The organism is Kineococcus rhizosphaerae (assembly GCF_003002055.1).
In the GTDB taxonomy this organism is placed as follows: Bacteria; Actinomycetota; Actinomycetes; order Actinomycetales; family Kineococcaceae; genus Kineococcus; species Kineococcus rhizosphaerae.
Genome location: NZ_PVZF01000004.1, coordinates 314297 through 326848, shown reverse-complemented (window position 1 = coordinate 326848; position 12552 = coordinate 314297). Strand labels below are relative to the sequence as shown.

The following is a 12552-nucleotide window of genomic DNA, read 5'->3' as shown; positions in this document are numbered from 1 at the left end:
ACCGTCACCGGGTGCCACGATGTCCCCGAGGACGAGGGGGGGCGACGTGAGCGGGTACCGACCGGGACCGGACGACGGGCGGGCGTGGCAGGACCGGCCCCAGCCCTGGCGCGACGCGACCCCTCAGCCCCCGCCCGGTCCGGTGCAGCCGTACCCGCCGCAGGACCCCCGGCAGCAGTACCAGCAGTACCAGCCGTACCCGCAGCCGTACCCGCCCCGGCCCGTGGTCGTCGTCCCGGTCAAGACCCCCGGGCTGGCCGTGCTGTTCTCGTTCCTGTGGCTCGGCGCGGGCAACTGCTACGCCGGGCAGACCGCGCTGGGGGTCTGCCTCGTCGTCGCCCAGGTCGTCTGCGCGCCGATCGCCGCGTTCCTCGCCTCCGTGACGCTCGGGTTGTCCCTCGTCGTCACGGGCCCGATCTGGCTCGCGGCCTTCGTCGTGTCCGCGGTCACGGGGTACAACGCCTGCAAGGAGCACAACCGCACGCTCGGCCTGCCGTACTACTGACCGGCGAGTGGCCCGGGCACGACGAAGGCCCCGCCCGGGACTGCGGACGGGGCCTTCGGACGCGCGGGCTCAGGCGGTGAGCTCGGCCGCGACGAGCTCGGCGATCTGCGCGGTGTTCAGCGCCGCCCCCTTGCGGAGGTTGTCGCCGGTGACGAACAGGTCGAGGGTGTTCGGGAAGTCCAGCGCCTGGCGGATCCGCCCCACGACGGTCGGGTCGCCACCGACGGTGGTCGCCGGGGTCGGGAACACGCCGTTGGCCAGGTCGTCGCGGACCTCGACGCTCGGGGCGGCCTCGAGCGCCGCGGTGGCCTCGGTCACGGACACGGGCCGGGCGAACGTCGCGTGCACCGCGAGGGAGTGCGTCGTCTGCACGGGGACGCGGACGCAGGTCGCGGAGACCTTCAGGTCCGGGATGCCCAGGATCTTGCGGGACTCGTTGCGGACCTTCAGCTCCTCGCTCGTCCAGCCGTCGTCCTTCAGCGACCCCGCGACGGGGATGACGTTGAGGACGAGGTGCGCCGGGAACGGGGAGTCGTCGCCCAGCTTCTCGGAGACGACCTTCGCGGTGTCCCCGGCCGCCGAGCCGAGGGTGCGGTCGCCCGCGACGACCGCGATCTCGTCGTACAGCCGGTCCACGCCGGGCTGGCCGGCGCCGGAGGCGGCCTGGTAGCTGGCGACGACGAGCTCGGTGAGCTGCCACTGCTCGTGCAGGGCGCCGAGGGCGTCCATCATCGTCAGCGTCGTGCAGTTCGGGTTCGCGATGATGCCCTTGGGGCGGTTGCGGGCGGCCGCGCCGTTGACCTCGGGGACGACGAGGGGGACCTCGTCGTCGAGGCGGAACGCGCCGGAGTTGTCGACGGCCACGGCGCCGCGCTCGGCGGCGATCGGCGCCCACACGGCGGAGACCTCGTCGGGCACGTCGAACATGGCGACGTCGACGCCGTCGAAGACCTCGGGCGTCAGCTCGCGCACGACGACGTCCTCGCCGCGCACGCGCAGGACCTTGCCGGCCGAGCGGGCCGAGGCGACGAGGCGGATCTCGCCCCACACGTCGGGGCGCTCGGTGAGGATCCCGAGCATGACGGTGCCGACGGCGCCGGTGGCCCCGACGACCGCGAGGGTGGGCTTGCGGTTCTCAGTCATCGTCCGGTCCCTCCGTAGACCACGGCTTCAGCTTCGGCGTCGAGACCGAAGGCGGTGTGCACGGCGCGCACCGCGTCGTCGAGCTGGTCGGCGCGCGTCACGACCGAGATGCGGATCTCCGAGGTGGAGATCATCTCCAGGTTGATCTGCTTGCCGGCCAGGGCGTGGAAGAACGTCGCCGAGACGCCCGGGTGCGAGCGCATCCCGACGCCGATGAGCGAGATCTTGCCGATCTGGTCGTCGTACTCGGTGCGCTCGAAACCGATCGCCGGCTTGACCTTCTCCAGCGCGTTGATCGCCGTCGTGCCCTCGGCCTTGGGCAGGGTGAAGGAGACGTCGGTGCGGCCCGAGGCCCCCACCGAGACGTTCTGGACGATCATGTCGATGTTGATCTCGGCCTCGGCGACGGCCGTGAAGATGGCGGCCGCCGTGCCGGGGTTGTCGGGCACGCCGACGACGGTGATCTTGGCCTCGCTGCGGTCGTGCGCGACACCGGAGATGATCGGCTGTTCCACGGGTTCCTCCCCGGTCTGGGTGCTGGCGAAGGCGGCGGGGATGGGGGAGTCGGTCACCCAGGTCCCCTCGTGCGGGCTGAAGGAGCTGCGCACGTGGATCGGCAGGTCGTAGTTCCGGGCGTACTCCACGCAGCGGAGCATGAGGATCTTGGCGCCGTTGGCGGCCATCTCCAGCATCTCCTCGGTGGCGATCCGGTTGATCTTGCGGGCCGCCGGCACGATGCGCGGGTCCGCGGTGAACACGCCGTCGACGTCGGTGTAGATCTCGCAGACGTCGGCCTTCAGCGCCGCCGCGAGGGCGACGGCCGTGGTGTCCGAACCGCCGCGGCCGAGGGTCGTGATGTCCTTCGTGTCCTGGCTGACGCCCTGGAACCCGGCGACGATCGCGATCGCGCCCTCGTCGAGCGCGGAGCGGATCCGGCCCGGGGTGACGTCGATGATGCGCGCGCGGCCGTGGGAGGAGTCGGTGATGACCCCGGCCTGGGAACCGGTGAAGGACCGCGCCTCCAGGCCCAGGTTCGAGATCGCCATGGCCAGGACCGCCATCGAGATCCGCTCGCCGGAGGTCAGCAGCATGTCCAGCTCGCGCGCGGGCGGACGGGGGCTGACCTGCTCGGCGAGGTCGATGAGCTCGTCGGTGGTGTCGCCCATCGCCGAGACCACGACGACGACCTCGTGGCCGGCGCGCTTGGTCGCGGCGATGCGCTTCGCCACGCGCTTGACGCCGTTGGCGTCAGCGACCGAGGAACCGCCGAACTTCTGCACCACGAGAGCCACGACGAGCGATTCTACGGAACGTTGACCGTGCTCCCGGCCGTGCTCAGGCACCGGCCGGTCCGCTGGTCAGACTGCCCGGCCGGGGCGCCCGATCAGGGGTGCAGTGCGTCGAACTCGGCGTCGGAGGCCGTCTCGGCGTCCACGTCGAGGCGCAGGTGGGCCAGCAGCGACTGCAGCACGCGCAGGGCCGCGGTGGCCCGCGGGCCCCAGGAGGACAGGTAGGAGAACTGCCACCACCACAGGGCCTCGGTGAGGTCGCCGCGGTCGTGGTGGCGCAGGCCGTGCTCGAGGTCGGCCGCCACCGACGTCAGGTCGTCCGAGAGCGCGCCGCGCACGAGCTTCGCGTCGGTCAGGGGGTCGACGACGTCGGCGTAGTCGTCCAGGCCCTCCAGCACGTTGGCCAGCGACGCGCGGACCGCGTCGACGTCCGGGTCCGGGCCCGCGTCCGGCTCGAAGCGGCGCGCGGGCACGACGTCGTCGACCGCCCCCAGCCGGGCGCCGGTGACGAGGGTCTGGCTGACGGCCAGCAGCAGGACGGACAGGGCCGTGGAGTCCATCCGGCCCGTCGCGACCTCGGTGACGGTCGCGAGGTAGGCGCGGACCTCGGCGGCCGTCGTGGCGGCCAGCTCGGCGAACTCCTCGCCCACGGGCTCCACGCCCGGCGCTCCGCGGTGCTCAGCCATCGAGGGACCTCCGTCCGGCGAACGCCCGTCCGAGCGTCACCTCGTCGGCGTACTCCAGGTCGCCGCCGACCGGGAGGCCGGAGGCCAGGCGGGTCACCTTCAGCCCCATCGGCTTCAGCAGCCGCGCCAGGTACGTCGCGGTCGCCTCGCCTTCGAGGTTCGGGTCCGTCGCGATGATCGTCTCGGTCACCTGGCCGTCGGACAACCGGGACAGCAGCTCGCGCATCCGCAGGTCGTCCGGCCCGATGCCCTCCATGGGGCTGATCGCCCCGCCCAGGACGTGGTACCGGCCGCGGAACTCGCGCGTCTTCTCGATCGCGACGACGTCCTTGGACTCCTCCACGACGCAGATGACGCTCGGGTCGCGGCGCGGGTCGCGGCAGACCCGGCACAGCTCCTCCTGCGCGACGTTGCCGCAGATCCGGCAGAACCGGACGCGGCTCTTGACCTCGGTGAGGACGTCGGCGAGCCGCTTGACGTCCGCGGCGTCGGCGGCGAGCAGGTGGAAGGCGATGCGCTGCGCGCTCTTCGGCCCGACGCCGGGCAGCCGACCGAGCTCGTCGATCAGGTCCTGGACGACTCCTTCGTACACGCTCCGAGACTACGTGCCTCCACCGACACGACCCGCCGCCCGCGCGGGCGGCGGGCTACTCCTCGGTGGACAGGACCTTGCCGCCGAGGATCTGCTCGACGACCGCGATGCCGGACAGGGCCGACTCCTCGGCGTCCTCGTCGTCGAGGCTGGGGGTGTCCTCCTCGGGCGGGGCCGGCGCCGCGACGGGAGCGGCGACGGGCGCGGGGGCCGGCGACGGGGTGCCGGGGGTCTGCGCGGGACGCGGCTGCCGGCTGGGCCGGGACAGCTGCTCCTCACCCGGGTCCTCGATGGGCTCCTCGGGCGGGGGGACGTCGGCGTAGTAGTCGTTCGTCGGCTGCGGGGACGCGGGGGCCGCCCGGGTCACGGGCGCCTGCGGGGCCGGGCGCTGCTCGGCGGGGCGCTGCCCGGTCTGCGGCCGGGCCTGCTGCTGGGGTGCCTGCCGCGCCGCGGGGGCCTGCGCGGGGGCCTGCGCGGGCGCCGCCTGCTGGGGGGCGGGCTGGGACCAGCCGCCCCGGGAGGGGCGCGAGGGGTTGCCCCGCGCGGGTGCGCCGCCGGAGTCCCCGCCGACGGCCTGCACCCTGGCCTCGATGCCGGCGACCTGGATGAGCGCCTCGGCCACGAAGGCCGCGTGGTTGCCGCTGCCGAAGGTGTTCGCCAGCCCCGGGGTCTTGAACTGCAGCAGGAGGACGCCGCCCCGGAAGTCGGCCACCTGGGCGTTCTCGGCGACGAGCGACCACGTGAGGCGCTTGACGGTCTTGAGGGCGTCGAGCACGTTCGTCCACAACCGCCGGACCGTCTCGGCGTCGCCGCCGGGGGCCGGGGCCGCCGGCGGCGGGGCGTCGACGTGGACCGGCCCGGCCGCGACCTCCGGGGCGGGGGCAGGGGCGGGAGCCGCCTCCTGGCCGTGGCTGCGGGCGGCGGGCCAGCCGCCCCCGGCGGGTTCGGCCCGGGGGGCGGGGGCGGCGTCCGCGCGGGGGGCCGGGGCGCCGACCGCCTCATCGGGTGCGGTGGCGGGCGCAGGAGCGCCGACGGGTGCGGTGGCGGGTGCGGTGGCGGGGGAAGCGGACGCGGGCGGCAGGGCCGTCGCCGCGGGCAGCCCGCCCGCGTTGATCCGCCGCTCGATCCGGTCCAGCCGGGTCCCCAGGCCCCCGTCGCCGTCGGCGGCGGGCAGCAGGAGGCGGGCGCACAGCAGCTCCAGCTGCAGTCGCGGGGAGGTGGCCCCCGTCATCTGCTCCAGCCCGGCGGCCACGACGTCCGCAGCGCGAGACAGCTCGGCGCGGCCGAGGTGGGCGGCCTGCGTCCGCAGGCGTTCGAGGGCGTCCTCGGGGACGGCGAGCGCGTCGCCCGCCGCGTCCCCGACCGCGGCGACGATCACCAGGTCCCGCAGCCGCTGCAGCAGGTCGTCGGCGAACCGGCGCGGTTCCTGCCCGGTGTCGACGACGCGCTCGACGGCCCGGAAGACGGTCGCCGCGTCACCGGCGGCGAGGGCCTCCACGACGTCGTCGAGCAGCGAGGCGTGCGTGTACCCGAGCAGCGCGACGGCGATGTCGTACGTGACGCCGTCGTCGCCGGCCCCGGCGATGAGCTGGTCGAGGACGGACAGGGTGTCGCGCACGGACCCGCCGCCGGCCCGCACGACGAGCGGCAGGACGCCCTTGCCGATCTGCACGCCCTCCTTCTCGGCGAGCTCGCCGAGGTACGTCGTGAGCTGCGCCGGCGGCACGAGCCGGAAGGGGTAGTGGTGGGTGCGCGAGCGGATGGTCGTCAGGACCTTGTCCGGTTCGGTCGTGGCGAAGACGAACTTCACGTGCGGCGGCGGTTCCTCGACCGTCTTGAGCAGCGCGTTGAAGCCCGCGGGCGTGACCATGTGGGCCTCGTCGAGGATGTAGACCTTGAAGCGGTCGCGCGCGGGGGCGAAGGAGACGCGTTCGCGCAGGTCGCGGGCGTCGTCGACGCCGTTGTGGCTGGCGGCGTCGATCTCGACGACGTCGATGCTGCCGGGGCCGCCGTTGGCGAGGTCGGTGCACGAGTCGCACACCCCGCACGGCGTCGGCGTGGGCCCCTGGGCGCAGTTCAGGCAGCGCGCCAGGATGCGCGCGCTCGTCGTCTTGCCGCAGCCGCGCGGGCCGGAGAACAGGTAGGCGTGCGTGACGCGCCCCTTGGACAGCGCCTGCACCAGCGGGGCCGTGACGTGTTCCTGGCCGATGACCTCGGCGAAGGCCTCGGGCCGGTAGCGGCGGTACAGCGCGGTCGTCACGGGTCCGAGGCTAACCCGCTCCCCGGACACGACCGACCCCCACGAGCACCCCTGTCTCACCACCGCCGGGAGGAGCGGTGAGGACGCCCACGGAGGGTGACCACCCACGACGGCGAAGCAGGAAGAACGAACCCAGGGGCCTCGTTCGCCCTGCGCAGCCAGGAAGAAAGGGACCCCCCGCACACCCGCCAGAGCCCATCTACCCTTGCTGCCTTCCGGCCCTGGGGGGGTTTGACGGGGTGACGCCGCACGAGGGGTCTGCCGTCACCGTACGACACGTCCGGGGCCCGGGTCCAACCGCCCGCCCGTCCTGCGCCGGGGGCGTCCCGTCGGGGCCCGTGGTGCGGAGCACCGGTCACGGCGCGCTACGCTGGTGGCACTGGAGGATTCGCCTAGTGGCCTATGGCGCACGCTTGGAAAGCGTGTTGGGTTAACGCCCTCAGGGGTTCAAATCCCCTATCCTCCGCCGCACGAGGCCCGTCCCGGACACGTTCCGGGGCGGGCCTTCGTCGTTCTCGCGCGTCGGGTTGCGGCGCGGGGTCGCCCCGTGACGCCGTGCGCGGCCTAGACTCTCGCGCTGTGATCTTCCAGGCCGTGGGTGAGGGACGCCCGTACCCCGACCACGGGTACGAGACGGTCGGCCAGTGGTCCGAGGTGCCGCCGCGGCAGGTCCGGCTCGACGAGCTGACGACGACGAAGCGCACCCTCGACCTGGACGCGCTGCTCGCCGAGGACTCGACGTTCTTCGGTGACCTGTTCGCGCACGTGGTGGCCTGGCGGGGGCGGCTGTACCTCGAGGACGGGTTGCACCGCGCGGTGCGGGCGGCGCTGCACCAGCGCCAGGTCCTGCACGCGAGGGTGCTGACGCTCCCGGACTGAGCCCCGCGGGGGCGACGCGCGGTACCGAGGGGGAGCGAGGGGGAGCGGTGGCACGACGAGCAGACGAGGGTCCGACGGGTGAGGAGCACGTCCTGCCCGACGTCGAGGACGACCTCGACGAGGAGTCCTACCAGCGCTTGACGGGCAAGCGGCGGGCGCGGCTGGTGCGCCAGCGCATCGCGTTCGCCGTGGTGGTGGTGGTCGTGCTGGCCGTCGGTGGTGGGGCCTACCTGGTGTGGAGCGACCGCTGGCACCCGCGCGGTGCGGCGCGCCCGTCGGTGGCGGCGAGCCCGACGTGCACGCCGGCGGCGGCGCCGGCGCTGCTGGCGCCGAAGGACGTGACGGTCGACGTGCTGAACGGGACGTCGCGCAAGGGGCTGGCGGGTGCGGTGGCGGCGGAGCTGCGCACCCGGGGGTTCGTGGTGACGCGGGTGGCGAACGCGCCGCAGGCGACGGGGCCGGCGACGGCGGTCGTCACGTACCCGGCGGCGTCGGTGCAGCAGGCGGTCACGGTGGCGGCGCGGTTCCCGGAGGCCCAGCTCGTGCAGGACGACGCGGCGAAGGGGATCTCGGTGAGCCTGGGGGACGGGTACCAGCAGCTGCTGGCCGAGCAGGCGCTGGTGGCTCCGGTGCCCACGGGGCAGCCCGGGGCGTGCTGACGTCACTCGACCTCTAGCGTGACGCCATGTATGGCGCTACCATGGCGTCATGGATCTGCTCCCGTACGTCGTCAGACTGCGCCAGGACCTGGCCACCACGGCTGAGTCCGGTTCCGAGGAGGTCGCCGCCGCCGCCGAGCGGCTCGTGGCGACGCTCGACCCTTCCGTGCGGCTCCTCCTGCTCGACGCCCTCGTCGAGGCCGCCGGTGAGCTGACCAGCGGGATCGCCCGCTCGCCGCAGCCGCCGAGCGGGGTGGAGGTCCGGCTGCGCGGTCGTGAGGTGGAGTTCGTCCTCACCACGTCCGACGGGGCCCCCGTGGCGACGCCCGGGGTGCCCGGTGGCGTCAATGGTGACGTCACGGGTGATGTCGCCGGTGATGACGGTGACGTCGACGGTGGCACCTCGCGGCTGAGCCTGCGGGTCCCCGACCGCCTCAAGAGCCGCATCGAACGGGCCGCGGACGCCGACGGCGTCTCCGTCAACGCGTGGCTGGTGCGCTCGATCGGCGAGGTGCTCGACGGGGCCGTGCCCCGCACCCCGCCGGCCGCGGGCTGGAACCCGGGCGGGTGGGCGCAGCCCCCGGCTCCCGGGGGCGACCGCCGGACGGGGTGGGCACGGTGAACACCCACGAGTTCCGGCACGATTTCACCGCCGCCGGCCCGGTCCGCTGCCTCGTCGACGTCCCCGGCTTCGCCCTGAGCGTCCGGGCCGGCGACACCCCGGAGGTGACGGTGGAGGTGCAGGCCCACCGCGACCGCGACTCCGACCTCGACCTGCTCGAGCGGACCGAGGTCGCCTTCGCCGGCGACCGGCTCGTCGTGCGCTCCGAACGCGGACCGTTCTCCCTCGCCCGGCTGCGCACCCTGTTCGGCGGCGGACCGCGGGTCGACGTCCGGATCACCCTGCCCACGGGCTCGGGCCTGGAGGTCAGGGGCTGGGGCGACGTCCGGGCCACGGGTGCGCTCGGCGCGGTGGACGTCGACTCCGCGGCGGGGGAGGTCGACCTCGACGAGACCGGCCCGCTGCGGGTCGCGCTGTCCGCCGGGGAGGTCCGGGTCCGCGAGGTCACCGGTCCCGGCGACGTCCGCAGCTCCGCGGGGGCGATCCGCCTCGGGACCGTGCACGAGGCGCTCAGCGCCCGGACGTCCGCGGGCGACGTCGTCGTGGACCGGGCCCTGGGGGCGTTGCGGCTGGCGACGTCGGCCGGTGACGTCCGGGTCGCCGACGCGCAGGGGTCGGTGCACGCCCGCACGTCCGCCGGCGACGTGCGCCTCGAACGGGTCAGCGCCGGGTCGCTCGACCTGGAGTCCAGCTACGGCCGCCTCTCCGTCGGCGTCGCCGCGGGGACCGCCGCCTGGCTCGACGTCCAGGCCCGGCACGGGACGGTCCACAGCGACCTGACCCCCACCGACGGGCCCGGCGACGCCGCGCGCACCGTCGAGGTCCGCGCCGTCGCCGGGTACGGCGACGTCGTCCTGCACCGCGTCTGAAGCCCTGCACCACCCCAGTGATCGGGAGGGAACGTGTCGCACGCAGAACCGGCCGTGGTGGTCCGCGGCCTGAGCAAGAGCTTCGGGACGCACCGCGTCCTCGACGGGGTCGACCTGGACGTCGACCCCGGCACCGTCCTGGCGCTGCTCGGCCCGAACGGGGCCGGCAAGACCACGCTCGTCAACGTCCTGGCCACCCTCGTCGAACCCGACGCCGGGCAGGTCAGGGTGGCCGGGCACGACGTCCGGCGCGACCCCGCGCGGGTGCGGGCCGCGATCGGCCTGACGGGGCAGTTCGCCGCCGTCGACGACCTGCTGACGGGGGCGGAGAACCTGCGGCTGATGGCCCGCCTGCAGCACCTGCCGAAGGAGCAGGTCGCCTCCCGCACGGCCGAGCTGCTCGAACGGTTCGACCTGACGGCGGTCGGGGGGCGACGGCCCTCGACGTACTCGGGCGGGATGCGCCGTCGGCTCGACCTCGCCATGGGGCTGGTGGGCCGCCCCTCCGTCGTGGTGCTCGACGAGCCCACGACGGGACTGGACCCGCGCAGCCGCCGGGAGGTGTGGGACCTCGCGCGCGAACTCGTGGACGAGGGCGCGACGCTCGTCCTGACGACGCAGTACCTGGAGGAGGCCGACCGGCTCGCCGACCGGGTCACCCTGCTCGACAGCGGTCGCGTCGTGGCCGAGGGGACCCCCTCGCAGCTGAAGGCCCGGGTCCCCGGCGGCCGGATCACGCTGGGGTTCGCCGACCGGCCGGCCCTGGACCGGGCGCAGGACCTGCTCCCCGGGTTCGTCGTGGACCCGGACGCCCTCAGCGGTGACGTCCCCGGCGACGGCCGGGCCGTGCGCGACGTCCTGCAGCGCCTGGACGCCGCCGGCGTCGCGGTGGAACGCATCGCCACCCGCGAACCCGACCTCGACGACGTCTTCCTCGCCCTCACCGGACGGTCCCACCACGCCGAGGAGGTGCGCTCGTGAGCGCCGTCGCGACCCTCGGGCGCGACGCCGGGGTGCTGTTCGGGCGGCAGGTCCGGCACACGGTGCGCTACCCCGAGCTGACCGTCCTCACCGTCGGCGTGCCCGTGGTCCTGCTCCTGCTGTTCGTCCTCGTCTTCGGCGGGGCGCTGGGCCCGGGGGTGGGCGGTTCCCGCGGCGACTACGCCGGGTACGTCCTGCCGGGGGTGCTGGCGCTGACGGCGTTCGGCACCGCGCAGGGCACCTCGACGACCATCGCGATGGACGCCTCCGGCGGGGTCCTCGCCCGCCTGCGGACCGTCTCGGTCTCCCGCAGCGCCGTGCTGGCCGGGCACGCCCTCGCGGCCACCGCGCAGACGGTCGTGGCCATGGCCCTGGTCGTGCTGGCCGCGGTGGCGCTGGGGTTCCGGCCCGGTGCCGCACCGCTGGGCTGGCTGGGCGCCGCGGCGCTGGCGACCGGGTCGTCGCTGGCGGTGTCGTGGCTGGCGGTCGCCGCGGGTCTGCTGGCCCGCTCGGTGGAGGTGGCCAGCAACTACGCGCTGCCGCTGATGCTCCTGCCGTTCCTCGGCAGCGGGTTCGTCCCGGTCGACTCGCTGCCCGGCCCCCTGGCCGCCTTCGCCCGGCACCAGCCGGTGACGCCGGTCATGGACGTCCTGCGCGCCCTGCTGGCGGGCACACCGGCCGACCGCGGGCAGGTGCTGGTGGCGGTCGCCTGGTGCGCCGGGCTGACGGTGCTGGGGGTCTGGGGTGCGGCGCGGTTGTTCGGCCGCCCCCGCAGCGCACGGTGAGCACGAGATGACGAAGGGCCCCGGGACCTGAGGTCCCGGGGCCCTTCTCCACGGCGGTGACGGTGGGATTTGAACCCACGGAGGAGTTGCCCCCTCACACGCTTTCGAGGCGTGCTCCTTAGGCCGCTCGGACACATCACCTTGGTGCCCGTCCAGACTACACGGCGCCGACGGTGCTCCGTCACGCCCGCCGGGCGGCGAAGAAGTCGTCCAGCAGGGCGCGGCACTCGGCCTCCCGCACACCCCCCGCCACCTCCACGACGTGGTTGAGCCGCGAGTCGCGCACCACGTCCCGCAGGGAACCCGCGGCGCCGAACCGCTCGTCCCAGGCGCCGAACACCAGTCGGTCGACCCGGGACAGGACCGTCGCCCCCGCGCACATGACGCAGGGTTCGAGGGTCACGACGAGGGTGCAGCCGCTCAGCCGCCACTCGCCGCGGGCCCGGGCGGCGGCCCGCAGCGCCAGGACCTCGGCGTGCGCGGTCGGGTCGTTCGCGGCCTCGCGCTCGTTGCGCCCGACGCCGAGCACCGCGCCGGAACCGTCGATGACCAGGGCCCCCACGGGGACGTCACCCGTGAGCAGGCACTGCCGCGCCTCGTCGAGGGCCGTGGCCATCCAGGCCGCCCACCGCGCCGGGACGAGCAGTCCCCTCAGCGCAGCGATTCCAGGACGTCGGCGAACCCGAGCAGTTCCCCGATCTCGACCGTCGCGGCCGCCGGGTCCGTCCCCGAGCCCGACAGCCGCAGCAGCACCTCCGCAGGGCACCCGAGGTCGGTCAGCAGTTCCGGGTCACCGGCCCAGACGTCCTCGGCGACCGCGGGGTCGGGACGCGCCTCCTCGTCGGACTCCTCCTCCGGGTCGTCGTCGGAGTCCTCGGCGTCGTCGGCGCGGGCGTTCTCGCCGGCCGTGGGCAGTTCGGCGAACAGCGGCGCGTAGGCGCTGTCGGCGGCGGCGACCGCGTCGGACACGAAGACCTTCACGTCGATCGGGCCGTCGGTGCGCACGAGGGCGAACCACTCGTCCTCGCGCTCGAGGACCGCGAGCACGGGGGAGTCGTCGTCCACGGCACCGCGCAGGGCGTCGCCGAGTTCGTCGGGGGACCCCGCCTCGAGGTCGATCTCGACGGAACGCCACTCACGGTCGTCGCCGGAACCGTCGGGGGACAGGACTGCGGTGAAGTACGCCACGGCTCCATGGTGTCAGGTCCGGCCCGTCCACGGCAGGTCGGCGGCGCGCCCGTCCGGGCCCGCCGTTCCCTCGCACCCGGGTGGACCCTTCACA

At 74.6% G+C, this 12552-nt stretch carries 14 protein-coding genes, 2 tRNA genes and 1 other RNA gene; 8 read left to right on the top strand and 9 right to left on the bottom strand.

The window, feature by feature from the left end:
- Positions 1–46 precede the first annotated feature (46 nt).
- Positions 47–505 (top strand): hypothetical protein, encoded by a 459-nt coding sequence (locus CLV37_RS10715; RefSeq protein ID WP_106210017.1) that lies wholly within the window; start codon positions 47–49, stop codon positions 503–505.
- A 69-nt stretch (positions 506–574) separates the two neighbouring features.
- On the opposite strand, the gene CLV37_RS10710 is transcribed toward CLV37_RS10715, so the two are convergent.
- The 6 genes from CLV37_RS10710 to ffs all read right to left on the bottom strand — a co-directional run bounded on the left by CLV37_RS10710 (position 575) and on the right by ffs (position 6737).
- Entirely contained in the window at positions 575–1648 is a 1074-nt protein-coding gene (locus CLV37_RS10710; protein ID WP_106210015.1) for an aspartate-semialdehyde dehydrogenase, read from the bottom strand.
- The gene (locus CLV37_RS10705; protein ID WP_106210013.1) at positions 1645–2940 is read right to left on the bottom strand and encodes an aspartate kinase; all 1296 of its coding nucleotides are present in this window, start codon (positions 2938–2940) and stop codon (positions 1645–1647) included. Before CLV37_RS10705 ends, CLV37_RS10710 begins: the two co-directional genes overlap by 4 nt.
- A 92-nt stretch (positions 2941–3032) precedes the next feature.
- Entirely contained in the window at positions 3033–3623 is a 591-nt protein-coding gene (locus tag CLV37_RS10700) for a DUF5063 domain-containing protein (protein ID WP_106210011.1), read from the bottom strand.
- Complete coding sequence (recR, locus tag CLV37_RS10695; protein WP_106210009.1) at positions 3616–4215, bottom strand: recombination mediator RecR; 600 nt, start codon at positions 4213–4215, stop codon at positions 3616–3618. The genes CLV37_RS10700 and recR overlap by 8 nt, the downstream gene beginning before the upstream one ends.
- A gap of 55 nt (positions 4216–4270) precedes the next feature.
- The gene (locus CLV37_RS10690) at positions 4271–6475 is read right to left on the bottom strand and encodes a DNA polymerase III subunit gamma and tau (RefSeq protein ID WP_106210007.1); all 2205 of its coding nucleotides are present in this window, start codon (positions 6473–6475) and stop codon (positions 4271–4273) included.
- Positions 6476–6640: 165 nt separating this feature from the next.
- Positions 6641–6737, bottom strand: an RNA gene (ffs, locus tag CLV37_RS10685) — signal recognition particle sRNA small type.
- 119 nt (positions 6738–6856) lie between these two features.
- Between ffs and CLV37_RS10680 the strand changes: the two genes are divergently transcribed.
- The 7 genes from CLV37_RS10680 (at position 6857) to CLV37_RS10650 (ending at position 11270) form a co-directional block, all read left to right on the top strand.
- Positions 6857–6941 (top strand) — tRNA-Ser (locus tag CLV37_RS10680).
- A gap of 113 nt (positions 6942–7054) precedes the next feature.
- The gene (locus tag CLV37_RS10675; protein ID WP_106210005.1) at positions 7055–7354 is read left to right on the top strand and encodes a type II toxin-antitoxin system VapB family antitoxin; all 300 of its coding nucleotides are present in this window, start codon (positions 7055–7057) and stop codon (positions 7352–7354) included.
- Positions 7355–7401: 47 nt separating this feature from the next.
- The gene (locus CLV37_RS10670) at positions 7402–8013 is read left to right on the top strand and encodes a LytR C-terminal domain-containing protein (RefSeq protein ID WP_106210003.1); all 612 of its coding nucleotides are present in this window, start codon (positions 7402–7404) and stop codon (positions 8011–8013) included.
- Between the two features lie 49 nt (positions 8014–8062).
- Positions 8063–8635 (top strand): hypothetical protein, encoded by a 573-nt coding sequence (locus CLV37_RS10665; RefSeq protein ID WP_106210001.1) that lies wholly within the window; start codon positions 8063–8065, stop codon positions 8633–8635.
- Complete coding sequence (locus CLV37_RS10660; protein ID WP_170127178.1) at positions 8632–9504, top strand: DUF4097 family beta strand repeat-containing protein; 873 nt, start codon at positions 8632–8634, stop codon at positions 9502–9504. Before CLV37_RS10665 ends, CLV37_RS10660 begins: the two co-directional genes overlap by 4 nt.
- A 33-nt stretch (positions 9505–9537) precedes the next feature.
- A complete protein-coding gene (locus CLV37_RS10655) occupies positions 9538–10485 on the top strand; it encodes an ATP-binding cassette domain-containing protein (RefSeq protein WP_106209997.1) in 948 nt (315 codons plus the stop codon).
- Positions 10482–11270 carry an ABC transporter permease gene (locus CLV37_RS10650; RefSeq protein WP_106209995.1) on the top strand — a complete coding sequence of 263 codons (789 nt, stop codon included), beginning with the start codon at positions 10482–10484 and terminating at the stop codon, positions 11268–11270. Before CLV37_RS10655 ends, CLV37_RS10650 begins: the two co-directional genes overlap by 4 nt.
- Positions 11271–11324: 54 nt before the next feature.
- Here CLV37_RS10650 and CLV37_RS10645 read toward each other — a convergent pair.
- From CLV37_RS10645 to CLV37_RS10635, 3 genes are all read right to left on the bottom strand, one after another.
- Positions 11325–11411: transfer RNA gene (locus tag CLV37_RS10645), tRNA-Ser, on the bottom strand.
- 40 nt (positions 11412–11451) lie between these two features.
- Entirely contained in the window at positions 11452–11886 is a 435-nt protein-coding gene (locus tag CLV37_RS10640; RefSeq protein ID WP_106209993.1) for a nucleoside deaminase, read from the bottom strand.
- A gap of 35 nt (positions 11887–11921) precedes the next feature.
- Positions 11922–12458, bottom strand: coding sequence for a tRNA adenosine deaminase-associated protein (locus tag CLV37_RS10635; protein ID WP_106209991.1), 537 nt, complete (start codon positions 12456–12458; stop codon positions 11922–11924).
- Positions 12459–12552 lie beyond the last annotated feature (94 nt).

Coding starts and splice junctions, on each gene's coding strand:
- CLV37_RS10700 (WP_106210011.1), bottom strand. CDS start 3,623: ATGGCTGAGCACCGCGGAGCGCCGGGCGTGGAGCCCGTGGGCGAGGAG.
- CLV37_RS10640 (WP_106209993.1), bottom strand. CDS start 11,886: ATGGCCACGGCCCTCGACGAGGCGCGGCAGTGCCTGCTCACGGGTGAC.
- CLV37_RS10665 (WP_106210001.1), top strand. CDS start 8,063: ATGGATCTGCTCCCGTACGTCGTCAGACTGCGCCAGGACCTGGCCACC.
- CLV37_RS10710 (WP_106210015.1), bottom strand. CDS start 1,648: ATGACTGAGAACCGCAAGCCCACCCTCGCGGTCGTCGGGGCCACCGGC.